The organism is Pseudomonas auratipiscis, from assembly GCF_036324085.1.
In the GTDB taxonomy this organism is placed as follows: Bacteria; Pseudomonadota; Gammaproteobacteria; order Pseudomonadales; family Pseudomonadaceae; genus Aquipseudomonas; species Aquipseudomonas auratipiscis.
In genome coordinates, this window is sequence record NZ_JAZDCU010000025.1 from 25,836 (window position 1) to 47,689 (window position 21,854).

The 21,854-nt window shown below is 58.5% G+C and carries 36 protein-coding genes; 26 read left to right on the forward strand and 10 right to left on the reverse strand.

What is annotated here, in order from left to right; genetic code table 11:
• Positions 1 to 89 precede the first annotated feature (89 nt).
• Positions 90 to 320: a hypothetical protein gene (locus V0R60_RS24450; protein WP_330079509.1), complete on the forward strand. Its 231-nt coding sequence runs from the start codon at positions 90 to 92 to the stop codon at positions 318 to 320.
• Positions 321 to 352: 32 nt separating this feature from the next.
• On the opposite strand, the gene V0R60_RS24455 is transcribed toward V0R60_RS24450, so the two are convergent.
• A complete protein-coding gene (locus V0R60_RS24455; protein ID WP_330079510.1) occupies positions 353 to 985 on the reverse strand; it encodes a polysaccharide lyase family 7 protein in 633 nt (210 codons plus the stop codon).
• Positions 986 to 1,106: 121 nt separating this feature from the next.
• Between V0R60_RS24455 and V0R60_RS24460 the strand changes: the two genes are divergently transcribed.
• Positions 1,107 to 1,601, forward strand: coding sequence for a hypothetical protein (locus V0R60_RS24460; RefSeq protein WP_330079511.1), 495 nt, complete (start codon positions 1,107 to 1,109; stop codon positions 1,599 to 1,601).
• A gap of 442 nt (positions 1,602 to 2,043) precedes the next feature.
• Here V0R60_RS24460 and yejK read toward each other — a convergent pair whose 3' ends face one another.
• Positions 2,044 to 3,054, reverse strand: a complete 1,011-nt coding sequence (yejK, locus tag V0R60_RS24465; protein ID WP_330079512.1) for a nucleoid-associated protein YejK — start codon at positions 3,052 to 3,054, stop codon at positions 2,044 to 2,046.
• Between the two features lie 94 nt (positions 3,055 to 3,148).
• Between yejK and V0R60_RS24470 the strand changes: the two genes are divergently transcribed.
• A complete protein-coding gene (locus V0R60_RS24470; RefSeq protein ID WP_330079513.1) occupies positions 3,149 to 3,412 on the forward strand; it encodes a hypothetical protein in 264 nt (87 codons plus the stop codon).
• Here the strand turns inward: V0R60_RS24470 and V0R60_RS24475 are convergent.
• The 5 genes from V0R60_RS24475 to V0R60_RS24495 form a co-directional block, all read right to left on the reverse strand.
• Positions 3,409 to 3,759, reverse strand: coding sequence for a hypothetical protein (locus V0R60_RS24475; protein ID WP_330079514.1), 351 nt, complete (start codon positions 3,757 to 3,759; stop codon positions 3,409 to 3,411). The genes V0R60_RS24470 and V0R60_RS24475 overlap by 4 nt on opposite strands.
• A 78-nt stretch (positions 3,760 to 3,837) precedes the next feature.
• On the reverse strand, positions 3,838 to 4,362 hold the full coding sequence (locus V0R60_RS24480) for a hypothetical protein (RefSeq protein WP_330079515.1): 525 nt from the start codon (positions 4,360 to 4,362) through the stop codon (positions 3,838 to 3,840).
• Positions 4,359 to 4,628 carry a hypothetical protein gene (locus V0R60_RS24485; RefSeq protein ID WP_136477030.1) on the reverse strand — a complete coding sequence of 90 codons (270 nt, stop codon included), beginning with the start codon at positions 4,626 to 4,628 and terminating at the stop codon, positions 4,359 to 4,361. The genes V0R60_RS24480 and V0R60_RS24485 overlap by 4 nt, the downstream gene beginning before the upstream one ends.
• Before the next feature lie 22 nt (positions 4,629 to 4,650).
• Positions 4,651 to 5,034 carry a response regulator transcription factor gene (locus tag V0R60_RS24490; RefSeq protein WP_136477029.1) on the reverse strand — a complete coding sequence of 128 codons (384 nt, stop codon included), beginning with the start codon at positions 5,032 to 5,034 and terminating at the stop codon, positions 4,651 to 4,653.
• A gap of 127 nt (positions 5,035 to 5,161) precedes the next feature.
• Complete coding sequence (locus tag V0R60_RS24495; protein ID WP_330079516.1) at positions 5,162 to 5,473, reverse strand: hypothetical protein; 312 nt, start codon at positions 5,471 to 5,473, stop codon at positions 5,162 to 5,164.
• Between the two features lie 324 nt (positions 5,474 to 5,797).
• Between V0R60_RS24495 and V0R60_RS24500 the strand changes: the two genes are divergently transcribed.
• Entirely contained in the window at positions 5,798 to 6,127 is a 330-nt protein-coding gene (locus V0R60_RS24500) for a DUF1654 domain-containing protein (RefSeq protein ID WP_330079517.1), read from the forward strand.
• A 48-nt stretch (positions 6,128 to 6,175) separates the two neighbouring features.
• Here V0R60_RS24500 and V0R60_RS24505 read toward each other — a convergent pair whose 3' ends face one another.
• Genes V0R60_RS24505 through V0R60_RS24515 form a run of 3 tightly spaced genes read right to left on the reverse strand, consistent with a single transcriptional unit; the run spans position 6,176 to position 7,879 of the window.
• Positions 6,176 to 6,742: a hypothetical protein gene (locus tag V0R60_RS24505; protein ID WP_330079518.1), complete on the reverse strand. Its 567-nt coding sequence runs from the start codon at positions 6,740 to 6,742 to the stop codon at positions 6,176 to 6,178.
• Entirely contained in the window at positions 6,729 to 6,956 is a 228-nt protein-coding gene (locus V0R60_RS24510; protein WP_330079519.1) for a hypothetical protein, read from the reverse strand. The genes V0R60_RS24505 and V0R60_RS24510 overlap by 14 nt, the downstream gene beginning before the upstream one ends.
• 38 nt (positions 6,957 to 6,994) lie before the next feature.
• Positions 6,995 to 7,879, reverse strand: coding sequence for a LexA family transcriptional regulator (locus tag V0R60_RS24515; RefSeq protein ID WP_330079520.1), 885 nt, complete (start codon positions 7,877 to 7,879; stop codon positions 6,995 to 6,997).
• Between the two features lie 104 nt (positions 7,880 to 7,983).
• Here V0R60_RS24515 and V0R60_RS24520 point away from each other — a divergent pair, with 104 nt between their 5' ends.
• The 22 genes from V0R60_RS24520 (at position 7,984) to V0R60_RS24625 (ending at position 21,851) form a co-directional block, all read left to right on the forward strand.
• Positions 7,984 to 8,190, forward strand: coding sequence for a Cro/CI family transcriptional regulator (locus V0R60_RS24520; RefSeq protein WP_330079521.1), 207 nt, complete (start codon positions 7,984 to 7,986; stop codon positions 8,188 to 8,190).
• A gap of 218 nt (positions 8,191 to 8,408) precedes the next feature.
• A complete protein-coding gene (locus V0R60_RS24525; protein ID WP_330079562.1) occupies positions 8,409 to 9,074 on the forward strand; it encodes a phage antirepressor KilAC domain-containing protein in 666 nt (221 codons plus the stop codon).
• 11 nt (positions 9,075 to 9,085) lie between these two features.
• The gene (locus V0R60_RS24530) at positions 9,086 to 9,850 is read left to right on the forward strand and encodes a helix-turn-helix domain-containing protein (protein ID WP_330079563.1); all 765 of its coding nucleotides are present in this window, start codon (positions 9,086 to 9,088) and stop codon (positions 9,848 to 9,850) included.
• Positions 9,847 to 10,515, forward strand: coding sequence for a replication protein P (locus V0R60_RS24535; RefSeq protein ID WP_330079522.1), 669 nt, complete (start codon positions 9,847 to 9,849; stop codon positions 10,513 to 10,515). The genes V0R60_RS24530 and V0R60_RS24535 overlap by 4 nt, the downstream gene beginning before the upstream one ends.
• The gene (locus V0R60_RS24540) at positions 10,512 to 10,715 is read left to right on the forward strand and encodes a hypothetical protein (protein WP_203542684.1); all 204 of its coding nucleotides are present in this window, start codon (positions 10,512 to 10,514) and stop codon (positions 10,713 to 10,715) included. Before V0R60_RS24535 ends, V0R60_RS24540 begins: the two co-directional genes overlap by 4 nt.
• Entirely contained in the window at positions 10,712 to 11,011 is a 300-nt protein-coding gene (locus V0R60_RS24545; protein ID WP_330079523.1) for a DUF1364 domain-containing protein, read from the forward strand. Before V0R60_RS24540 ends, V0R60_RS24545 begins: the two co-directional genes overlap by 4 nt.
• Complete coding sequence (locus tag V0R60_RS24550) at positions 11,005 to 11,439, forward strand: VRR-NUC domain-containing protein (RefSeq protein WP_330079524.1); 435 nt, start codon at positions 11,005 to 11,007, stop codon at positions 11,437 to 11,439. The genes V0R60_RS24545 and V0R60_RS24550 overlap by 7 nt, the downstream gene beginning before the upstream one ends.
• Positions 11,436 to 12,734, forward strand: coding sequence for a tyrosine-type recombinase/integrase (locus tag V0R60_RS24555; RefSeq protein WP_330079525.1), 1,299 nt, complete (start codon positions 11,436 to 11,438; stop codon positions 12,732 to 12,734). The genes V0R60_RS24550 and V0R60_RS24555 overlap by 4 nt, the downstream gene beginning before the upstream one ends.
• The gene (locus V0R60_RS24560) at positions 12,731 to 13,027 is read left to right on the forward strand and encodes a hypothetical protein (protein ID WP_330079526.1); all 297 of its coding nucleotides are present in this window, start codon (positions 12,731 to 12,733) and stop codon (positions 13,025 to 13,027) included. The genes V0R60_RS24555 and V0R60_RS24560 overlap by 4 nt, the downstream gene beginning before the upstream one ends.
• Positions 13,024 to 13,341 carry a hypothetical protein gene (locus V0R60_RS24565; RefSeq protein ID WP_330079527.1) on the forward strand — a complete coding sequence of 106 codons (318 nt, stop codon included), beginning with the start codon at positions 13,024 to 13,026 and terminating at the stop codon, positions 13,339 to 13,341. The genes V0R60_RS24560 and V0R60_RS24565 overlap by 4 nt, the downstream gene beginning before the upstream one ends.
• Positions 13,342 to 13,351: 10 nt before the next feature.
• Positions 13,352 to 13,693 (forward strand): antiterminator Q family protein, encoded by a 342-nt coding sequence (locus tag V0R60_RS24570; RefSeq protein WP_330079528.1) that lies wholly within the window; start codon positions 13,352 to 13,354, stop codon positions 13,691 to 13,693.
• Between the two features lie 116 nt (positions 13,694 to 13,809).
• Positions 13,810 to 14,193, forward strand: coding sequence for a hypothetical protein (locus V0R60_RS24575; RefSeq protein ID WP_330079529.1), 384 nt, complete (start codon positions 13,810 to 13,812; stop codon positions 14,191 to 14,193).
• A 167-nt stretch (positions 14,194 to 14,360) separates the two neighbouring features.
• On the forward strand, positions 14,361 to 14,615 hold the full coding sequence (locus V0R60_RS24580; protein WP_330079530.1) for a hypothetical protein: 255 nt from the start codon (positions 14,361 to 14,363) through the stop codon (positions 14,613 to 14,615).
• 101 nt (positions 14,616 to 14,716) lie between these two features.
• A complete protein-coding gene (locus V0R60_RS24585) occupies positions 14,717 to 15,040 on the forward strand; it encodes a phage holin, lambda family (protein WP_330079531.1) in 324 nt (107 codons plus the stop codon).
• Complete coding sequence (locus tag V0R60_RS24590) at positions 15,040 to 15,378, forward strand: HNH endonuclease (protein WP_330079532.1); 339 nt, start codon at positions 15,040 to 15,042, stop codon at positions 15,376 to 15,378. Before V0R60_RS24585 ends, V0R60_RS24590 begins: the two co-directional genes overlap by 1 nt.
• A gap of 157 nt (positions 15,379 to 15,535) precedes the next feature.
• Positions 15,536 to 16,081, forward strand: a complete 546-nt coding sequence (locus V0R60_RS24595; protein WP_330079533.1) for a terminase small subunit — start codon at positions 15,536 to 15,538, stop codon at positions 16,079 to 16,081.
• Positions 16,081 to 17,766: a terminase large subunit gene (locus tag V0R60_RS24600; RefSeq protein ID WP_330079534.1), complete on the forward strand. Its 1,686-nt coding sequence runs from the start codon at positions 16,081 to 16,083 to the stop codon at positions 17,764 to 17,766. Before V0R60_RS24595 ends, V0R60_RS24600 begins: the two co-directional genes overlap by 1 nt.
• Positions 17,763 to 17,924 (forward strand): hypothetical protein, encoded by a 162-nt coding sequence (locus tag V0R60_RS24605; protein ID WP_330079535.1) that lies wholly within the window; start codon positions 17,763 to 17,765, stop codon positions 17,922 to 17,924. The genes V0R60_RS24600 and V0R60_RS24605 overlap by 4 nt, the downstream gene beginning before the upstream one ends.
• Complete coding sequence (locus V0R60_RS24610; RefSeq protein WP_330079536.1) at positions 17,917 to 19,218, forward strand: phage portal protein; 1,302 nt, start codon at positions 17,917 to 17,919, stop codon at positions 19,216 to 19,218. Before V0R60_RS24605 ends, V0R60_RS24610 begins: the two co-directional genes overlap by 8 nt.
• Before the next feature lie 3 nt (positions 19,219 to 19,221).
• Positions 19,222 to 20,085 (forward strand): head maturation protease, ClpP-related, encoded by an 864-nt coding sequence (locus V0R60_RS24615; protein ID WP_330079537.1) that lies wholly within the window; start codon positions 19,222 to 19,224, stop codon positions 20,083 to 20,085.
• A complete protein-coding gene (locus tag V0R60_RS24620) occupies positions 20,082 to 21,269 on the forward strand; it encodes a phage major capsid protein (protein ID WP_330079538.1) in 1,188 nt (395 codons plus the stop codon). The genes V0R60_RS24615 and V0R60_RS24620 overlap by 4 nt, the downstream gene beginning before the upstream one ends.
• Before the next feature lie 48 nt (positions 21,270 to 21,317).
• A complete protein-coding gene (locus V0R60_RS24625) occupies positions 21,318 to 21,851 on the forward strand; it encodes a hypothetical protein (RefSeq protein WP_330079539.1) in 534 nt (177 codons plus the stop codon).
• The last annotated feature ends 3 nt before the right edge of the window (positions 21,852 to 21,854 follow it).

A 21,854-nucleotide genomic window follows, 5' to 3' on the forward strand; every position in this document is an offset into this window, starting at 1 on the left:
ATCTCCATTGCAGGCGCCGCCCTCGCCGGGGTGGCGTGATTCGTTGAAGTGGGGTAGAAGGTGTCCGGCATTCATTCAAGGAGAGAAAAATGAACGCGGCACAGAAGAATTTAATTGAGAAAACTCTTGGTGTTGTCGGCTACCTACTGCTGGTGATCATGTCTCTGATCATTACCGTGGGATTCATCGATTACGGAAAACGATTCGTTGGCTACATGTTTGATGCGGACGAGTTCGCTGTAGTCATCTGGCCTTTGGCGGCAGGAGCTGTAGCGTCCCTTTGGGTGCGGTCATTCATTCGAGCAGGAAAGACCTCTTGACTGCTTAGGCGCTTACGGGCAGCACTGAATTTTCAGGCCGACAGAGTACCGTTGAACACATCGAACGACTCGTAGATCACCCAGCCGCCCTCACTTGCGTCGCCTTTGTTGTCGATCACATAGGCGCCGGCCTTGAAGTAGAACGGGTACTTGCTCCACTTCGTGTTCACTGGTGCGCTGGCGCTGAGTTCGTCCAGCGTGGCGGTCAACTTGCCAAGCTCGTCGACCTGCACGCAGTACTCAAACACCTGGCCAAGCGGGATTTGCTTCTTCAGTAGCGTGCGAGTGGTGCCGAGTGGCACATCGCGGAAATCGATGCGTACATATCCATTCCACCAGATCACCATCAGGAAGGGGTTCAGGGCGTTTACTGCATGGATCTGCCCGATGATGACCTTGCCGCTGGAGGGAGCGGTTTGGACTCGAACGCGGCCTGCCATTGAGTGCCTGGCGCTTCCCGGTAGCCAGTTGAACGATACCGCGGTGCCGGGCAGCGTCTGCCGACCCTCTGAGCGCGGGTTCTTCGAACTACCGCTGGTGCCGCCCTGGACTGAACACCAGTAGTTGGTGTGTCCGTTCTGGTCGATCCAGACGAGGTCTTGCGGTAGTTCATCTGGGTAAAGATAGACCGTGCCGTGCGCTGTGATGTTGCCGAAAGCTTGCATGGTGTTCTCCCTTTTCGTGAGATGTGCTGCGCGCATGCGCCGCCCTCGCTAGGGGTGGCGTGATTCGTTGAAGTGGGGTATTGGTGTGCGTCTCGACGCGGGGCTGGAACTAGGAGTAGTGATGAGCTGGGAGTGCATTTCTTATTGGATTGAGCATCATCCAGGGCTGGCGTCTTGGGTTCAGGCGGTTGGTTCAATAGCAGCGATTCTTGCTGCGATCTGGATAGCATCGCGTGATTCAAGAATAAGGCGAAACGCGGAGGCCGAAAGCCGAAAAAATGCTCTTGTTCGAGCGGAGGCCGCGGTGAAGGAAGCTACTTTAAGGGTGCGTTTAGCTATCGACGTACTTAAGGACTCAGTTCCTCCCTTTCAGACGGAAGTGATTTCCATAGGGTTGAGTCAGTCGCTGCAGCATTTGACGGAAGTTGTTTCAAGTGATGGGGTTAACTCTGCAATTCATACGCAGTTATTTCTGACAAGGGTTGCAGTTGAAGATGTCGCCCTTTTTGTAAATATGATTACCCCAGAAAGAAATTGGAATGAGAGCACGCGTCTTTCAGTTCAGAAAAGACTGAATGGAATCGAGTCTGCTCACGCTGCTCTGGTCGCCATGTAGTAACCGCACTTGTCACCAGTATCAGAGCGGTCGGTACTGAATCGAGAAACACGGCCATCTGTTTGACGTCTCGATGCAATAGCCTAACAGTATGCGGTGCTTCTGGGTCAGTTTGTGGTCTTTGCGTGCAGGCGCCGACCTCGCCGGAATGGCATGATTCGTTGAGGTAAAGGGTGGTTCAGGCGCTGGGCGGGGTCAGCTATAGTGCGACTCTTCAAAGGAGGCTCTATGTACTGGTTGCTGGCGGTCGTTCCGTTTTTTATTTATTGGGTTCATCAGAATGACAAGAACCATAACCGCACCGTTCGAGAGTGCTACGACTTGAGAGAGGAGTTGAAAGAGCTCCGACAGCGCGTTGCTTCTCTCGAAACCGATCTAGAGCGCGTCCAGGCGGATAGATAATCTGTGGTGGCGGTTGTATTCGCCATGGGTCACTCTTCAATCAGGCTGCCACAGCGTGCCGAAGCTGGTCGATCAGTTGTGTTGGAAGGTTCTTGATGGTCAGGCTGGCGCTATCCTTGTCGAACTCGACTCGTTTGCCCAGCAGGTGCGCTTCGAAACTGATCGACATACCTTCGGTGCGGCCGGTGTAGCGGCGGTACTGGTTGAGGGTTCGCTTGTCGGCGGCGAAAGTTTCGGAGATCCCATAGTCGCCTGCCCGGATGAAGTCGGCGAAGGTCTTGGGGTTGTCTTCGTTCATTAGCGAGGACAGCTCATTGATGCTGATCGGGTCGCCGATCTTGTTTTGCGTCTGGGCATAGGACAATAGTTCGTGGCTCTTCTCGCTGGCAGTGTCGTCGGGCAAGTCCTCGGCCTTCAAGTAGTCGGCGAATGCTTTGAGCAGTGTTCGCGTTTCGCCTGGGCTGTCGATCCCTTCCTGGCAGCCGATGAAGTCGCGGAAGTAATCGGATGCCTTGCGACCATTCTTGCCTTTGATGAACGAGATGTACTGTTTCGATGATGGGCATTCGCGCCACTCGCTTAAGTTGATGCGGGCAGCGAGGTGCAGGACGCTGGTGTCAAGGTGACGCGACACTGATACGGTGAGGTCATTCGCAACTGTGATCGTCTCGATCTGCTGCAGAATGGCGATGGTCAGGTACTCAGTCATGCCCTGCTGGTACAAGGCGAACAGTACGTGCCCGCCAACGCTCAGATTCGACTCCTCCATCAGCTTGGTCAGGTGCTCAGCCGCAGTACGAGTGAAGTCTATGAACTCCATGTCGCCGCCGTTGAGTTTGCTAAGCCAGCCGCTGAGCGGATAGGCGCCTGATTCGGTATGGAAGAAGCCCCAGGCCTTGCCTGCCTTGGCGTTGTAGGCGCCATTCACGTCGTACAGCAGGTTTTCGATGGCCTGGGTTTCCGGCAGGTTCTCAGCGGCCAGGTGCAGGATTGCAGGGCTACCGTCGGGCTTCTTGTCGATCTGGTGGATTACAGCGCGGCGAATGGGCATGGGTGTTCCTCCGTGGATGCGGCATGGTGGCAATTTGGTTTGGGATGGGGTATTACGAGTCACCGGCATAGAGCCGGATCACAAGGAGCTATGCATGAGCGAAGATGTGAAACTGGCCGTGGATCGACCTCGTAATGTCCGCTGGCACGGACCGAAAGGCCAAGAGGGCTACCTTCAGTTCAAATGGAGCGAAGATTCAGCGGACCAAGTCCCCAAAGGAATCCGAATTGAGGTGAAGGCTAAGGACGGTCGGACGGGGCGTCATGACGATAACGAAGCATGCACTTCCTATGAGACCTGCCGAGATCGAGGCATTCGCGTTATGCAGCGAATGATGGACGAGATCGACCCTGACTAATCTGGAACGGCGTGTTCGTCGCCAGGGTTCCGCCTCAATTCGACGCGGCTGGCATCTTCGAACTGTCGCGCTAGCTTTGGCGATATCTCAAAAGCTGGCGCGTCAGGTTGTTGCAGTCGACGCGCTTGCTCTTCTGGTGAGGCAGCCAGGAACGACCGGTGCAGGTTCTGAAGTAACTCCTGCAGCTGGGTGTAGCCGTGGGCTTTCATGGCTCGTGTCATTCCCGCCCGGGTTCCGGCAGCCATCTCCACGGGTAACGTCTCGATACCAAAGCGCTGCGCATCGGCCTTCTTCCTCTCTCGGTAGTCCGCCGAGTGCTTGGCTGCTCCCGTCTTCTTCTCGGCCATTGCCGGTACCTCTCAAGCCGCTCGGCGGCAAGTTGATCCATTGCTGGCGTCGGCCGTGCCGAACGCGGTTCATGCGCTTCACTTCAACTTTCCCCGCAAAGGGAAGTCGATACTGTGATCACTGATCAGACGAGCCAAAAGGCAGTAACTAATTCCGAGCTGCTGCGCCACCTGGTTACGGGTGATGCCGGTACCGGCCAATGCCCGGATCTGCTTGCAGTGTTCAGCCTTCTGGTCTTCGCGCTGCTTCTTCGCAACAGCTCGCGCTCTCCGCTCGGTGCTGCTGACCAGGAACGTGATCATGTGTGCCTTTGAAAGCTGGAGAAGCCGGGGGCGCTTTATGCCGCTTGCCTCGACCGCCTCGGTGAAGGTGTGCGTCTTGGCCAGCTCGCGCACCAGATTGATCTCTGTGCGGCTACCTGGCTTCGGCGGGCCGTCGTCTTCGGCCATGGCGCCAGCAGCAATCGGGCGAATGGGCCGGGGCGCGAATGTGGGGCCGTCCAACTGCTCAGGCTGGCGCCCGGAGGCGAAGAAACTGTCGATACGCGCATTGAGGTCAGCCAGTACCTGGTCGCGCGGGCTTGGGATTGGATCGCCGATCATTGCCGCCCGACCAGCTTGCGTGTTGCAGCTGCCTCCAACGCTTGGGCGAAGTTCACCGCTGCTCGATAGCTGAAGCAAAACCCTTTGGTCTTACCCGTTGCCAGTTCGACGATGTGGTAGGCCTTGGCTTTAGTGACGACCTGGTAGCGAATCTGTTGGGCCGGTGCCGGGCGTCCGATCTTGGCGTAGAAGTCGGCGGTGACCAGGACGGATCGTTCGCGCAGGGCGGCCAAGCCGTCCACGCGCTGCTGCATGGCTGGATGCATGTAGAGCTCCTTGAGGTAGGTGTCAGGCGTGCAGGTCGAACGATTCGGCCTTGCGGATGATTCGAACCTGGGCAATACGTCGCTCAGGTACGCGGCGATCGCGCCGCATCGGGTCGGCATCGCCACTGACGGCGTGCATCGCCATCAGCCCGACGAGTACGAAACACATCGGGCTGATGATCTGGCGCTTCATGGCTTCAGCCACCAAGGCAGCACGACGATGAACGCCAAGCTTGAACATCGCTGCCTCCAGCCGCTTCTTCACGGTGCTGGGCGCAATGTTTATGAGTCGGGCTATCTCTTTCCCGGTCATGCCCTGGGCTGTTGCCAGAACACATTCCAGTTCTCGCGGAGCAAGGCCACACCCAAGATGGCCCTTCCATGTGCCGCTGGTAATCGTTTCCATGAGGTGTCCTCGGTGGGCTGCATTGGTCGTAACGCTCGCAAGCCATGAACATCCCGGACCAGGGGAGGGCGAACGTCACGACCGATGCAGCCTGGCGATGGGGAGCCAGGCGCTCGGGCAGTTAGCGTCAGGCTGACGTGGCGCTGGTTGATTCATCTGTGACTTTCGGTTCATCCGCTTTGCACTTCACGCCGCAGAATGGGCAGTAGGTGGAAGCTATGTAGGTGTCGATCTTCACCTTCTTGAAACCGCCTGCCTTCTTCGGTGCTTGATATTCACCCTTGATATCGAAGACGGGCATGGTGACCAGGCCTTTATCGGTGAGGCCGATGCGGATCGACGGGAAGTCGAATTCCAGGCCCTGCGAGCCTTGAGGCATTTGCTCTCGAATCTTTTCCTCAATCAGGTTCTTCACTCGGCTGTAGCATTCGCATTGCATGGCTGCTGCTCCTGTTGATTTCCCGTCTGGCCCTGTCGCCAAGGCCAGCCAGTGAAATCTGGTGTTTCTTTCTCTCCGACCGCGACCCTCGTCCGCCGGATAACTGATTTCGCGCTTTACGCTGCACGCCTGGGTCAGTTGCCAACCCTCTGAACAGTTGAGGCCCGTCCATCGCTGCCTTTGTTTCTGGCCGGTGATGATCCGGCGATGGAGTAAAGTTAACCGGCGGTAATCTTTGCGTCAATACCGGCGGTTAATTATTTTTCCGATTGATTCGGCTAAGCTCACGAATACTGTACGGATATACAGCTATGGGGGTAGGAAATGGGAGCGGCACAAAAAGTCATGGCACCATTTGAGAGAGAGGAGCTAACAAGCCTGGAAAGGCTAGGGTTGCGCGTTTCGGCGATGATCAATTCACCTCTGGCGCAACTAGATAGGAGGGTGCTGATCCACCGCATGGACACGGATAGCGATCAGGATTGGGATGCGATTATGGAACTGCTATCGGAAACTGACGGCCTGGACATGACCTTCTGCGATGACGGCTCAGTTTTCCTAAAATGGGATGCGCCGACAGATGACGATCGGGTGATCGATAGGGGAGAGGACGTCTACCTGGTTGAGCGGGAAGAGGAGGAGGCACCTTTTTGATGAGCATAAAAAAGCCCGCAGAGCGGGCTAGATGCACTCAGTGAGCTGTTACTTCTCAGGTGCCTGTGTTTCTGGGCTTTTCACTTGATCTTTACCTGCCTGGAATACAGATACCGTAGTTGAAACGGCAGACAACACATTAGCCTGATTGGCAAAATAGGCGCCAACTACAATGGCCCCGACCGCAAGGAGCTGCGCAATAACACTGGCCCAGAAATGGGTTTTCAGCGTCGCGGCTTCTTTTGCAGATGCGTCAGCGCTGGCAGCAGCTTGTACTGACTGCTCAGCAAGCATTCGGAATTTTTGGTTCCATTCGTCAGACAGCGCTATCGACGAATTCAGACGCTCATTAAAGCGCTGATCTCTTTCGGCCTGAACGGCCAAGAACGTATCGATTTTTGACACAACAGCTTCTACACGAGCATCCATTTTGACTTCAATGGTCTCGAGCTTGGCGTTGAGTTCTTCGCGGGTAATGTCAGTCATGCGATCAGTATCGACCATAGCCGCTTGCTTGTCACTTGGCGCCGGTTGCACGCTCAGGGACTTGAGGCGCTCAAGATTTTTTGCCCAAGTATCCGGCAATCCGCTGTCGGAAAAATTACCTTGACTCATCATTTTTCGCCAAATTTAAAAGCTCTTGCAGGGCCTTGATCTGCTCATCAATAGATTGAGACGCTCTTTCCGCGTCCTCCCGCACCGCTTCAGGCAAGTTTGGAATTGCCGCTAGGCCACTCCAAAGGCGCATAACGGTCTCAAGGTTAATGATGGCTAAGCGTTCAAGCTTGCTTATCCTCCAGCGCAATTCTAATTCTGTACTAGTATCCATCGCTCATCCTATTAGCCAAGGTTTGCCCAGCGTAGCCGTCATACCTTTCGTGCATTCCAGACCAGTAGCACCTTGGCGTGAATCGTCACATCGTCGATTCTGGCTTCAAGGTCTTTGTTTTTAGGGTTGTCCGAGATCAGCCAGACGTGATCTTCATCTTTCCGCTGCAGGCGCTTGATCAGCAGGTCACCATGCCAGCTCAGTACATACACCCCTTCACCTGCATAGTCATTGACGCCCCGATCGACAATCACAGGGTCTTTGTCGTTGATCGTGCCTTCCATACTCTGACCCCATCCAGTGATGATCGCTAAGGCCTGAGCTGTGGTGTAGGTCACACCCTTGTCGCGCAGCAGCTCCTCGCTGATCACGACATTGCGAATTACCTCGTTGTATTCGGCAGGTACCTGACCGTGTCCCATCGCGGCGCGGATGTCGTACTGAGGGATTGAGATATCGCCAGGGCATGGCGCTCCCGCGGCCGGCATATGCTCTCCCGCTGGGGTTGGTATTGAGGACTCGGCCAGGCTGTCCGCCACGGCTTTCGCAATCTTGTCCTGCGCGGCGGCATCCAGAGATTTGCCGCCATGCTTGCGAAGCATCTCCAGGACTTTCTCGGCGGCGCCAGTTGACGCCGTCTGGCCTTTGGCTGGAGCGCCTCGCATCTGCGCTATCTCTGAAGCAAGCCGTGGACTGAATCGCTCTACCGGCTCTTCAAGCAGCCGAGACAGAACCGCAGCAAATTTGGCGTTCAGCGGATTGGTGCCATTCAGATACATGGCTACGCCGGCCGGAGAAATATCAGCAGCTTCGGCAACCTTCGCCTGCGTAAGCCCAAGGGCGTTCTTCTTCTGCATGAACAGCTTCTTTGCTGCTTCGCATTCGGCCTTGAGGTCTGGGGAGAGATCTTTCTTTTTCGTCATGCGCGAAATTTAACCGGAGGTTAATTTATTCGCCTCAACCGCCGGTATTGATCAAGTGGTAACCGGCGGTTAATATTGAGGCCATTCAATATCGAGGCAATGCCATGAATAAAACACTGCTGCCCGAGCTCGTTGAGCGAATTGGTCAGACCGCTGTGGCTAAGGGGCTCGATGTGAGCGCCCCCGCAATCGCCAAGGCTATGAAAACGGGCCGAGTCATTTTTGTAATCGAAAACGACGACGGGACCATGTCCGGCGAGGAAGTTCGTCCGTTCCCGAGTCGACCGGTTCTACACCGTGCTGGCACCTGACGAGAACAATTATGCGTGCCCTAGCCTTGCACCAGTAGTCGCTCCAAGGATCTGTTGATTCATCCAGTACCCAAATCGCAGGCACAAAAAAGCCGGTGGCTAGACCGGCTTCTTCAAAACACTCAACGAGGTGGATTATGCATCCCGCACTCGATACCGGCAACACCCATCCTCCCGCGTCAGGTTTTGCCAATGGTTCAAATCTGACGCGTCAGGTCATGTCGTCGCGCGAGATCGCCGACTTGGTGGAGGCTCGCCACAACGACGTTGTCGCCACTATTGATCGGCTTTTCGAAAAAGGGCTTTTACGATCTCCTCGTAAAACTCACCGCGAGGCTACTGGTGGTCGCCCAGTTGAAGTTTATGACCTGATCGAGCGCGACACACACCTTGTGGTCGCGGGGTACAGCGATGAGCACCGCGCCCGGGTGATCGATCGCTGGCAGGAGCTAGAGGGCAGGGTGGTTGCTCACCTCCAGGTGCCGACCAACTTCGCCGACGCCCTTCGTTTGGCTGCTGAGCAGGTCGAGAAGAACCAGCAACTACAGCAAGTAATTGAGCGCCAGGCCCCGAAGATCGCCGCGATCAAACGCTTGGCCGCTGCTAGTGGGGCGATCTGCATCACCGATGCCGCCAAGCACCTGCAGCTTCAGCCCTCGAAACTGTTCGATTGGCTTGAGCAGCACCGCTGGATCTACCGCCGCAAAGGCTCCCGCCGCTGGATCGCTTATCAACCACGCATTACTGCCGGCCTGATGAAACACAAAGTTACCGACCTAAAGCCAGACCCGGAAACCGGCTTGGACCGTGCCGCGTTTGACGTACTGGTGACGCCGAAAGGCCTGAGCCGTTTGGCAGAACTGCAAGCTGAGGGCTCGATGTGAGTGTTCAAGCTATGACCTGGGCTTTGGCCATACCCAAGGCCGCCCTGGATAACCCCGCTGCACGCCATGTCCTTTTGTGCCTGGCCAACTACGCCGGCAGCGATGGCCGAGGCGCATTTCCTTCGGCAGGAACCTTGTCGGAAGACACCGGCCTGTCCGAACGCACTGTGCGCTTGAAACTGGATGAGCTGGAGAAGGCAGGGTGGATCGCTGAAGGCAATCAGGCAATTGCTGCCGCCTATATCGACCGCCGTGACCGGCGCCCAGTGGTTTATGACCTCCAGCTGAAACGGGGTGCAAATGCTGCACCCCGCAAAGAACGGGGTGCAGATAACCGCACGGGGTGCAGCTCACAGCAGAACGGGGTGCAGGAAAACGCAGAACGGGGTGCAGCAGCTGCACCCAATCCGTCACTGAACCATCAAGGAACCGAAGAGCAGCAGCCGCGCGATCTGTCGGACGTGATCGCCGAGCAGGATCGCCAAGCGCTGGAATCGCAGGGTGACTTGCAGCGCTTCGCAATGTTCGCCGAGTGGAATCCCCCGACCAAAACCGTGACAGCCCAACTGACCTTGGCCGGACTGACCTTGGATGTGCTCACCGAGGAAACGCTCAAGAGCTTCCTGGGTTACTACGTCGCCAAGCCGCGGGTGTTCGATAGCAACGGCGGTTGGTGCTTCCGGCTGGCTAAGTGGCTCAAGAGCGAGAAAGCCAAAGGCGGAGCGGAGCAGGGTGAAGCCGGTACCGACTGGACCGAAAAGGGAGTTCGAGTATGACCGCAACCAACGTTCGACAGCTGCTGGCTAATCGCCGGACCGATCCAACCTACCAGCCCCCGGCAGAGCCTGGTGCGATGCCGATTGATCCGGCCACCCGCCAAGTGATCGAAGACCTGTTTCTCCGGTTGCGCGGTGCCTGCGGCGCTTGGCGGCAGTCCTGGCCAACCCCTGCTGTGATGGATGCGGCCAAGCTGGAATGGCTCGGCGAATTCATGCGCTCAGGTATCACCCGCCTGGAGCAGATCGACCATGGCATGCGAGTACTGAGCGCGAGCAAGTCCGCGTTCGTTCCGGCGCCGGGCGTCTTCGTGAGCTGGTGCTTTGCTCCGGAAGGCCTGGGCTTGCCCAGCACCGAGAAGGCCTACGCCCAAGGCCTGCGCAATTGTCATCCAGCGATGCGCGATTCAGCGAAGTGGATGCACCCAGCTGTCTATCACGCCACCGCTGCCGCTGGTTTCCACAGCCTGCCGCTGATGTCGCGGGAGCTCGGGATGAGCTGTTTCGAGAAGCACTACCTGGTGCAGTGCCGGAAGATTTGGAAGGGCGAAAGGCTGGGTCCAGTGCCGGTTGCCGAACTCGCTGCCCCAGTCGCCCCGCGTTCGATGGCAGTTGGTCGCGCCGCCCTTGAGGCGCTCCGCTCAGCTCGAGGCGCTCGAGCATGACCGACCCAATGCTGCTCGCACCGGATCCAGCAGAGTTCCGCTTTGCGCTGTATTGCCGCAGCCACTTATTCGGCCTTTCTGACAAGCCTGAGCCGCCCGTTGCCATCTACCGAGACGAGCAGGTTGCCCGGGCCCATGGCAGCAAACTATGGCCATCCACCTGGATCGTTGTTGATCTCCACAAGGACGACCGCTCATGAAGCAATCCAAATTGACCAAAGCCGCGCGCGGTCGGGAATGCCAGGTGCGTATCCCTGGCGTTTGCAACGGCAATCCCGAAACCACCGTGCTGGCCCATTACCGGATGTCCGGCACCTGCGGCGTTGGCATGAAACCCAATGACCTGCAGGGCGCTTGGGCGTGCAGCGCCTGCCATGACGCTTGTGATGGCCGGAACCAACTTATCAGTCGCGCCGAGGCCCGCCAGCACCACGCAGAGGGCGTCATGCGTACCCAGGCCAAGCTGATCAGTGAGGGGGTGGTTGCTGCATGTTGAAAGCTGCCAAACCCAAGCTGTTCACAGCCAAGCCGAAGCGCAAGAAGCCGATCGATCGCGAAGGGCAGGAACAGGCCGCATTGATGGCAGAGCTTGCATTGCGCTTCCCGGCCGCCGCCAAGCTGATCTACCACGTCCCGAATGGTGGGCACCGGGTGAAGGCGGTAGCCGCAAAGCTCAAGGCCCAAGGCGTGAAGGCAGGCATCCCTGACCTTGTGCTGCCCATGGCCCGTGGCGGGTACTTTGGTCTGTACATCGAATTCAAGGCCAAGCCGCCGTTCGACGCACCGGTGTCGGCCAGCCAAGACGCTTGCCTTCAGGCGCTGCTGGGGCAGGGCTACCTGGCCATCGTGTGCCGCGGCTCCATCGACGCAGTTGAGGCGATCCGCGCATATCTGTTGCTGCCACAGACCAAGGTGGCGGCATGAGTGCAACTCGGGTTGTGAAGTTGAGCGAGGCCGAGGTTCGCCGTCAGGCTGCCGACGTATCGGTGCGCGACCTGCGCGACCCGCGCCACCCCGGGCTGTACCTGCGCTTCTGGAGCACCCGCGATCGCGGCACCTGGCATCTGGTGCGGGGCAAGCGCTGGGTACCGATTGCGCGCTGGCCGGAGCTGGGCGTGGCGGCGGTGTTGGCTGAACTGCCTGTGCTGCGTCAGCGCCTGATGCGTAGCCCAGCGACCGCACCGGTGGCCTCGGGCATGGTCACGGTGGGTCAGTTGCTCGATTGGTACATCGATCGAATGACCCGCGATCGCTCGCTGTCCGCCAAGCGCAAGGCCGGCGCCCGTTCCGCTATCGCCCAGCACCTGAAGCCACGCCTGGATGACCTGGCCTTGGCCGAGGTGAATGCCGACTCGCTGGACAAGCGCCTGATGTGGCCTTGTCAGGCCGTGGTGTCACTGTCCTACCTGCGGCAGATGTTTGCGCTGCTGCTGACCGGCTTCCGCCAGGCGCTGCAGTTGGGCCTGATCGACAGCAACCCGATGGCCGGGATGCGCTTCAGCGACTTCACCAAGGCCAAGATTCTGCCGAAGGCGGCGCGTCTGCGTGACGTGCAACTGCCCGAGCTGATGCAGCAATTGGCCGAGGCTTTCAAGACGAACCCAGGTGACGCCATGCTGGCCCTGATGATGCTGGCCCACGGCACCCGGATCGGTGAGACCCGTATGGCGCGCTGGAGCGAGATCTCGCTGTGCGCTGCCGAGTGGTTCATCCCGGCTGCCAACACCAAGACCCGTACCGAGCACCGCCTGCCACTGACCGACCAGCTCAAGGCGCTGCTGGTCCGGTACCGGGCTATCCAACAAGCCCAAGGGTACGTGGGCGCCTACCTGTTCCCGAACCGTCGCGGCTTCTCGTTGAGCGAGACCCAGGCCAGTGCCGTGTTCACCCGGCTGGGGCAGGGCGAGTGGACCAGTCACGACCTGCGCAAGGTATCCCGCAGCACCTGGACTGATCTCGGCATCGACGGTCACATCGGCGAGATGCTGCTGAACCACACGCTCGGCAAGATTGCCAGCACCTACATCCACACCCAGGCCATGCAGCAGCGCAAGTTGGCCCTGGAGAAGTGGCATGGCTGGCTGGATCAGATCGGTTTCAAGGCCATTCACCGCCTTACAGAGGCCTTATTTGAAATTCCGCAGAGTTCGCCACAGCCCGTAGCTGGCAAGGCGTTGAGCGACCTTAGCGCATTTGTAATTAGCGAGGATTCGAAATGAAGAACAGCGACAAAATCCGCGCCCAATTCGAGGAGCGCTATCCAGTCCCGAGCGGTATGCGCTGGGAGCCAGAGGTTGGCCCGGCGGGCGATTACATTCTGGACTGTTCCGGCTGCTGCTCCGGTGAGCGCGCTGCCCGATATGTCGCGCGCTGGGAAGCTTGGCAGGCCTCTCGCGAAACTCTGCGCATCACTAATCCGTTTCCTGTCCAGATGGGCGACACGGATGGGGATTGGGCGCGAGAGGTGGCCGAAAAGTCGCTGCGGACCCAGGGGCTGAAGGTGGTCGATTGATGAAGAAGCACGGTCCAGCCTTCAAGAAGGAAGTGATCGAGCTGGCTCAGTGCCCGGCCTGTAAAGGTAAAGCTGTTATCCAGGGCGTGTTCCACCAGATGGCATGCGTGCAGTGCAACGCCTCGGGTTGGGTGGCCGCAGGGACTGGCGATGCTCTGCCAGTTGAGGAGCTGGTCACGCAATTGAGCCTGCGCTTGCAGGCTGCGCAGCGACACATCAACGAATTGAAGCACCCTCGGGCCGTAGGGCCGGAGGCGCTGTATCAGGAAGGCAACCGGCTGGGCGGCGGTGGCACAAATTTCACAGGGGATTGAGGGGAAGGGCATGAGCAATGTAGAAAAAACGGCTGAATATCTGCTGGAGCATTGGGGGCGCTGGGTGGTGCTGGGTTCCGGGGTGTCTTGCTGCGCTTCGCGGGAGAATGTATTGCTAGACCCCATGATTACTGACGATGATGCACTGATGGTTGATCGCCTTGTGGGGCGACTTCTCAAGCGATACCCAGAGTGCGGCAAGGTGATTATGAAGTACTACACCTCCCGGGATACATCACTTATGCAGGTGGGGAAGAAGCTGGGCTTCGGCGAAGAGAAGACACGTCAGCTCTGGAAAGCTGGGACTGCTTGGATTGATGGGGCATTAGAGCATCATCGTCAAGCAGCTTGACCGTGTCCTAGCTATAGTACGGGAGGCTGCACCGCCAAATTCTGGATGATTGGATCGACAAAGCTGACTAACAACAGATCAACTCGTTTGTTCTGTTGTTGCTTAAGGTAGGTCACATGAGCGCTTCCATTGTCGTGCTAAAAACGTACCGAAGCTGGTTTGCCAAGATACTCATAATTTCCCTCGTAATTCTGCTGGCAAAAGATTTACAACTGGCGGAATTTACAGCCCCCGAGTCTCGCCCTGACCCTAGTGCTGGTCAATCTTGGTTCTTGAATTCGAAAGATTTCGTCACTGGTGTAACACTTTTTTCTTCTATCGCATCGTTGGCGGGAATCTTGATTACAACTGGTATTGCCTGGCGCAAGGAACGCCGAGATGGGAAAAGTGGCGATGTTGACCTTGAGAAAAGCAGGTTGGAGCTAGAGTTGATGCGACTCGACCTCGAGAAGAAACGCCAAGAACATGCCGATCAAGGCAATTCGAAGGACTTGGATTAAGCCGCGCAGTACAAATGTCGCTTTTGGATTGTTGACATCCCCGGTCCCTACCTGTAAGTTTTCGTTACTTTGCGGTTTTTCCGCGTGCAAAGCCCATCTTTAGAGATGGGCTTTTTGCTTTCTGTGATTTATGAAACTATTCCCGCTTTTCTACGGAGGGATTAGTTGTGATTGACCAAGATACAAAGAGTCAAATAGGGAAAATTATCCACGATCTTACTGATCAAGCTGACCGCCATTTCGGTGATCCTTCAGTGATAGAGCCGTTGGAGCGACGGGTCAATCGTGGTGGCGAGTCGCTAGAGCACTCCCGACTTGTCTGCGAGGGAGCCAAGATTGGTCTTCGTCAGGATCTACCCCACTTGGTGGTGAATGCCCAGGTCGACGAAAAGGATTATCTGTTTACATTCGAGCGCCAGTAGTTCTTGTAGGCGATCGATCAGTAGTCCGCAGTTCAATGCAAACAGCCTCGGCACTCGCCGGGGCTTTTTTATTTCTGCTCCCCGTAACGGGAGGAATCGAGATGCCTGACATGCCCGAGAAGGACCCCGGCCTGTGGGCCGCAGTGATTGCCTGGGCGATCGCCCACCAGCCGCAGCTGTACACCGGTGGCACAGCCGCAGCTGTTGCGATGTGCCGCGTTATCTACGGTGGTGGCGGCCGCCGCAAGGTCATCCTCGAAGGGATCCTCTGTGGTTTGATCGGTACAAGCCTGATGCCGGTACTCGAGTACTTCGCGCTGCCCACCAACCTGGCGGTGTTCGCCGGCTGCATGGTCGGCTTCATAGGAGTGGAGAAGCTGCGCGAATACTCCGACCGGTTCATGAGCCGGAAGGTTGGGGGCTGATGGTTCGGCTTAAGACGCTCGGCTCTCGGGTTAAGGAAGGCTCAGGCTCTCGCCTCAAGACCATCACTCCAGGCAGTTGGCGAGGCGACAAGACCAGCACTCAGCGTGGCTACGGTTATAAGTGGCAGAAGGCGCGAGAGCGCTACTTGTTCGACAACCCGCTGTGCGCGTACTGCGCACGGCGCGGACTGACTGCCGCGGCCAGCGTGGTTGACCACATCATCCCGCACCGTGGCGATCAGGATCTGTTCTGGAATCAAACCAATTGGCAGCCGCTCTGCAAGCCGTGTCACGACTCGGTGAAGCAGGCCGAGGAAACTGCTGGCCTGGCACGCTGAGGAGTCATCGGATCATCGTCACAAGCGCCGAGATCGGGTCTCTGGTGGCAGTAACGTGCCACATAGGGTAGGGGGTGTTAAAGCTTGGCGTTCTGACTTAACTAGACCGCCCTCGACCCCACGCACAGATTTTTTTCCCCCACAGGATTTTTGTTAAATGGCTTTAACATCCCGCAAGCGCGCATTCATCGCAGCGCTGAGGGAAGGTGCGTCCAATCGGGACGCAGCTGTGGCAGCTGGTTATTCGGAGAAGACCGCGTCTGCGGCGGGGTCTCGGCTGGTAAAAGACAAGGACGTGGCGGCTGAGCTGGCCAAGCTTCGCGCCTTGGGCCTGATGCCTCCAGATGTTAAAGGCGGTGTTAAAGCAGGTGTTAAAACTGGTTCCGTCTCGAAGCACTCCGAGCAGGCCGAACAATCGCCTGAGCCGGCGCCATCCGCTGATGACCAAGCCGAGCCTGAGCCTCCCAGCTTCGACCTAATGCAGGCGTTGCTTCACCGCGACCCGAAGGACTTCCTGCTGTCGGTAATGAACGATCTGGGGGCTGAGCAGAAACTGCGTGTTGATGCAGCCAAGGCTCTGATGCCCTTCGTGCATCCCCGCAAAGGGGAAAGTGGCAAGAAGGACCAGGCCAAAGAGAAGGCCGCAGAGGCAGCCAGCGGTAAGTTTGGTGCCCGGCGCGGGCCGCTCAGGTCGGTTAAATAATGGAGTGGACAACTGCATGCCCCGACTGGGAGCAGCGCATTGTTGCGCGCCAGAGCCTGATCCCCTTCAAGCCGTTGTTCCCGTCCGAGGCCGAGGAAGCCCTCGACGTGTTCGGCGCGCTCCGGATGGTCGATGCCACCGGCAGCCCGCTGATGTGCGAGACGGTACGGGACTGGGTTAACCAGTTCGTCGCGGCCATATTCGGGGCCTACGATCCCGACGACGGCCGGCGCCTGGTCAGCGAGTTTATGCTGCTGATCAGCAAAAAGAATGGCAAATCTACGATCGCCGCCGGGATCATGCTCACTGCATTGATCCTCAACTGGCGGCCTTCGGGTGAATTCATCATCCTGGCGCCGACCAAGGAGATCGCTGACAACTCCTACATCCCGATCCGTGACATGGTGCGGGCGGACGAGGAGCTCGACGCCTTGCTCAAGGTGCAGGACCATCTGCGCACCGTGACCCACCGGCAGACCAATGCAACGCTCAAGGTCGTGGCGGCTGACAGTGAGACGGTTTCAGGCAAGAAGGCCATCGGCGTGTTCGTCGATGAACTATGGGTGTTCGGCAAGCGCGCGAACGCCGAAGCGATGCTGCGCGAGGCAACCGGTGGACTGGCATCACGCCCCGAGGGCTTCATCATTTGGGCTACCACCCAGTCCGACGCACCCCCGGCCGGCGTGTTCCGGCAGAAGCTGATGTACGCCCGCAAGGTGCGGAATGGTGAAATCGTCGATAAGTCGTTCCTGCCGGTGTTGTACGAGTTTCCGAAAGCCATGCTCGATGCGGGTGCACACCGGGACTTCTCCAACGCCTATATCACCAACCCGAATCTAGGACTGTCGGTCGATGAGCCGTTCATCGAGCGGGGGTATGCCCAGGCTCAACTGGACGGTGAGGAGTCGTTCCGCGGCTTCCTGGCCAAGCACCTTAACGTTGAGATTGGCCTGGCGCTGCTCTCGGATCGTTGGGCGGGCGCTGATTTCTGGGAGGTTCAAGCTTCCGAGCTGTGCCGCACGCTGGAGGATCTGATTGATTGCTGCGAGGTGATCGATATCGGTATTGACGGCGGCGGGTTGGATGACTTGCTGGGCCTGGCTGCCGTAGGCCGCGAACGCGGAACTCGGCGGTGGCTGACCTGGACCCATGCCTGGGCGCATCCCTCAGTGCTCGAGCGGCGCAAGGCCGAAGCCCCGCGGATTAGAGACTTTGCCAAGGATGGTCACCTGACACTGGTTGAGCGTATCGGCGATGACATCGAAGAGGTCGCTCAACTGGTGGCTCAGGTGGAGCAGGCCGGCCTGCTGGATAAGGTCGGCTTGGACCCGGCCGGCGTCGGCGCGATCCTCGATGCGCTGGAGGCAGTCGGCATCCCACGGGGAAAAATCGACGGCATTTCTCAGGGCTGGAGACTGGGCGGGGCGATCAAAACGGCTGAGCGCAAGTTGGCAGAAGGCACGTTGCTCCATGGTGGGCAGCCAATGATGGCTTGGTGCTGCGGCAACGCCAAAGTCGAACCCCGGGGCAACTCGATACTGATCACCAAGCAGGCAAGCGGCTCGGCAAAGATCGACCCGCTGATGGCGCTGTTCAACGCCGTGACGCTGATGGCCCTCAATCCCGAAGGGCAGGGCGGCATGGAAAACTTCATGGCCGGCATTCGAGACCCATTGATCGCATGAACGCATTTCACTACTTCATCATCTGCGCGCTGGTTGCGTTCGGCCTGGCCTGCGCTGGTGTCTGGATGTTGGCCGGTACCGGCTGGGCGTTGCTGGCAGGCTCGATCAGCATGTTCAGCATTGCAGCATTCATTCGGCGGGGGTTGAGCAGTGAGTAAATCCCTCTCCCAGGCGCTGGGCGCTGCCGTTGCCAAGCCTTCGGCCAGCATGAGCAGTTGGCTCGGCAAGACGATTCGACTATCCGATGGCGGATTCTGGAACGCTTTTCTTGGCGCCCAATCGAGCAGCGGTAAATCGGTTACGGTGGACAAGGCCATGCGCTTATCCGCGGTGTGGGCGTGCGTGCGCATCATCTCAACCTCGGTTGCTGGCCTGCCGCTCAGCATCTATCGGCGCCTTCCAGATGGTGGGCGCGAGACAGCGCGGGACTTTCCCCTCTACGACGTGGTGCACAACAGCCCCAACGAGGACATGGCGGCCTTCCATTTCTGGCAGGCGGTTGTGGCCTCGATGCTGCTATGGGGCAATGCCTACTGCGAAATTCATCGCGCTGCGGGAAGAGTGATCGCGCTGGACTTTCTGATACCGGCGCGAGTTGATCTGGAGACGGACGACGATGGTCGGCTGCGCTACTTCTTCCGGCCGCGCAAGGGCGGCCGTCGGGAGATCGCCCGGGAAGACATGCTGCATATTCCGGCCTTCACCCTCGACGGCAGAGTGGGGCTGTCGGCCATTCGCTACGGCGCAGATGTATTCGGCTCAGCGATGTCAGCGGATGATGCGGCCAATACCACCTTCAAAAACGGCATGATGCCTACTGTGGCCTTCTCAGTGGACAAGACGCTGAATCCCACGCAGCGTGCCGAGTTTCGCGAATACGTCACGACCATCTCCGGCGCGCTCAATGCGGGCAAAAGCCCGGTACTCGAGCAAGGCGTCAAGCCCGAGATGATCGGTATCAACCCGGCCGATGCACAGTTGCTCGAGTCCCGCGGCCACAGCATTGAGGAAATCTGCCGCTGGTTTGGTGTACCTCCTTGGATGGTCATGAAGACCGACAAAGGGAGCAACTGGGGCACAGGCCTTGAACAGCAGCAGATCGCGTTCCTGACCTACTGCATCATGTCTTACACGGCGCCCATCGAGCAGTGCGTGAATAAGCATTGCATGACAGCGGTTGATCGCATCAAGCACTACTCGGAGTTTTCGTTGGAGGCCTTCCTCCGTGCTGACAGTGCTGGCCGTGCAGCCTATCTCAGCACCATGAGTCAAAACGGCCTCATGACGCGCAACGAAGGGCGGCGTAAGGAAAACCTACCGAGCATGCCCGGCGGCGACATCCTCACCGTGCAATCGAACCTGGTACCGCTGGACCAACTCGGCCAGCAGACCGATGGCCAGGCCGCACGCGCGGCACTGATGAACTGGCTCCAAAGCAACTCCGGGGAATAACTCATGAAACACAAGATCCAGTCTCGCGGCCTGCGCAGCGAGATGAGCCCGCGCGCGCTCGATAAATGGAACCCTGCGATTCAGGCGGCCGTCGAGAGCACCTCCGACACCATCACCGTGTACGGCGTGATCGGCGAGGACTGGTACGGCGAGGGTGTGACCCTCAAGCGGATCGATGCTGCGCTTCGCTCTATCGGCGAGAAGGATGTGACGGTGTACATCAACTCGCCAGGCGGTGACATGTTCGAAGGCATCGCCATCTACAACCGCTTGAAGGAGCACAGCCACAAGGTGACCACAAAGGTCCTCGGCATGGCAGCCAGCGCCGCATCGGTGATTTACCTGGCCGGTAGCACCCGAGAGGTGGCAAGCAGTGCCTTCCTCATGATCCACAACTGTTGGACCTTTCTCGCCGGTAACCGGCACTACTTGCGCGATGTTGCTGCCGACATGGAGGACTTCGACGCCGCGATGGCCGACCTCTATGCAGAGACCAGCGGTCAATCTGCCGAGGACATGGCCGAGTTGATGGACGACGAAACCTACATCCGTGGCAAGCGAGCCGTCGAGCTGGGCCTTGCCACCGGTGTCTTGTCTTCGGCTGAGATCACCGAGCGCGAAACCGAAGAGGGTACCCAGGCGAATGCGCTAAAGGCCATGGACGTGGCGCTGGCCAAAGCCGGCATGCCTCGCTCCGAGCGCCGTGAGTTGTTCGCGAGTTTCAAGTCCGGCATGCCACGCGCTGCCGGCGGGGGCACGCACGTCGCTGCCCCGACCGACAAGCCTAGCGCTGTCGCTCCTGACCTTTCCGCCTCGCTTACTGATGCGGCCGCAATCCTCAATTCCATCATAGGACTTTCGCGATGAGCGACAACTACGAAAAGCAGTACAACGAGCTGAACGCCACCCTTAAAGGTATTGGCGATCAGATCAAGAGCCAGGCAGAGTCGGTCGACAAACAGATCAAAGCCTCCGGCGAGATGAACGCTGAAACGCGTGCGAAAGTCGATGAACTTCTGACCGCGCAGGGCGAGCTGCAGGCGCGTCTGGGCGAGGCCGAGCAGAAGCTCGTGAACGCCAATCGCGACCGCAACCACCAGGAAGAGCCGCAGAAGTCGGTTGGCGCGCTCGTGATCGAAAGCGAAGAAATGAAGGACATGAATTCGTCCTTCCGCGGCTCGCGTCGCGTCTCGATACCGCGGGCTGCCATCACCACTGCAACTGGCGGTGACCTGGTGCAGACTCAGCGCTTGCCGGGGATCATTGCTCCGCCGCAACGCCGGCTGACCATCCGCGACCTGGTCGCGCCGGGTTCCACCGAATCGAACTCGATCGAGTACATCCGCGAGACCGGTTTCACCAACAGTGCGCGCCCCGTCGCGGAAAACACCGCCAAGCCGTACTCCGATCTCACTTTCGCTCTGGCAACGGCCAACGTCCGCACCATCGCTCACCTTTTCAAAGCAAGCCGCCAGATGCTCGATGACGCGAAGGCGTTGCAGAGCTACATCGACGGTCGCGCGCGTTACGGTCTGACCATGGCGGAAGAAGCGCAGTTGCTTTACGGCAGCGGCGCTGGTGCAAACCTGCAGGGCCTCATGACCGTGGCTCAGCTGTACGCGGCACCGGCCGGTGTTGTCGTTGTCGGTGAGCAGCGCATTGACCGGCTCCGTCTGGCGTTGCTGCAGGCCGAACTGGCCGAGTTCCCGTCCGATGGCATCGTGCTCAACCCGATCGACTGGGCAGCCATTGAGCTGACCAAGGACGGGGAGGGCCGTTACATCATCGGCCAGCCTCAGGACGGCACCAACGCGAAACTTTGGAATCGCCCAGTGGTTTCTACCCAAGCCATGACACAGAACGACTTCCTGGTCGGCGCTTTCAAGCTCGGCGCTCAGATCTTCGATCGCATGGAGATCGAAGTGCTGATCTCGACCGAGAACGACAAGGACTTCGAAAACAACATGGCAACGATCCGCGCTGAAGAGCGTCTGGCCTTTGCCATCTATCGCGATGAGGCGTTCGTCACTGGTCCACTGATCACTCCCTAATCCCTTTGGCAAAGGGCGTCAGGAATGACGCCCGACTGGAGTACTTCCATGGCACGTAAACAGGAAACACCAGCATCCACGGCAAAGGTGAAAGATCCTGTATCGCCTACTGAGCCCACTACTGTTCAGCCCGAGGGTGGCAGCCTGCCTCCTTCGCCTGACCCTGCGGCTTTGCCGAATTCTGGCGAGGACGGACCCCCGGCAACTGATCCAGGCCTGGCGGATAGCACCGGACAGGGCCTACCAGTAGGCCAGGCAAGCTCGAGCTTCGAAACGGATGCGGCTGCGACCAACCAGGCTGCCGACACCAATGCCCCAGTTACTGGCGCCGACGACAGCGAAGGTGCCGGCCAGGTCGGATTGGTGGCAACTGATGGCGGCAAAGACTCCGATCAACTTGTGGGCGGAGAGGATCTTGTGGTCAATCCCAACCCTGTAGTTGTTCAAATTTACCCGATGCGATCCTACATGGACGAGGGCGAGCTGCGTCGCCGCGGCGGTCCTGCTTATTCAGTGCCGCGCCGGCATGCCGAAGAGCTGATGCAGCGGAAGCTGGCAGCTCTCGAGCCGCTGAAGGAGTAAGGC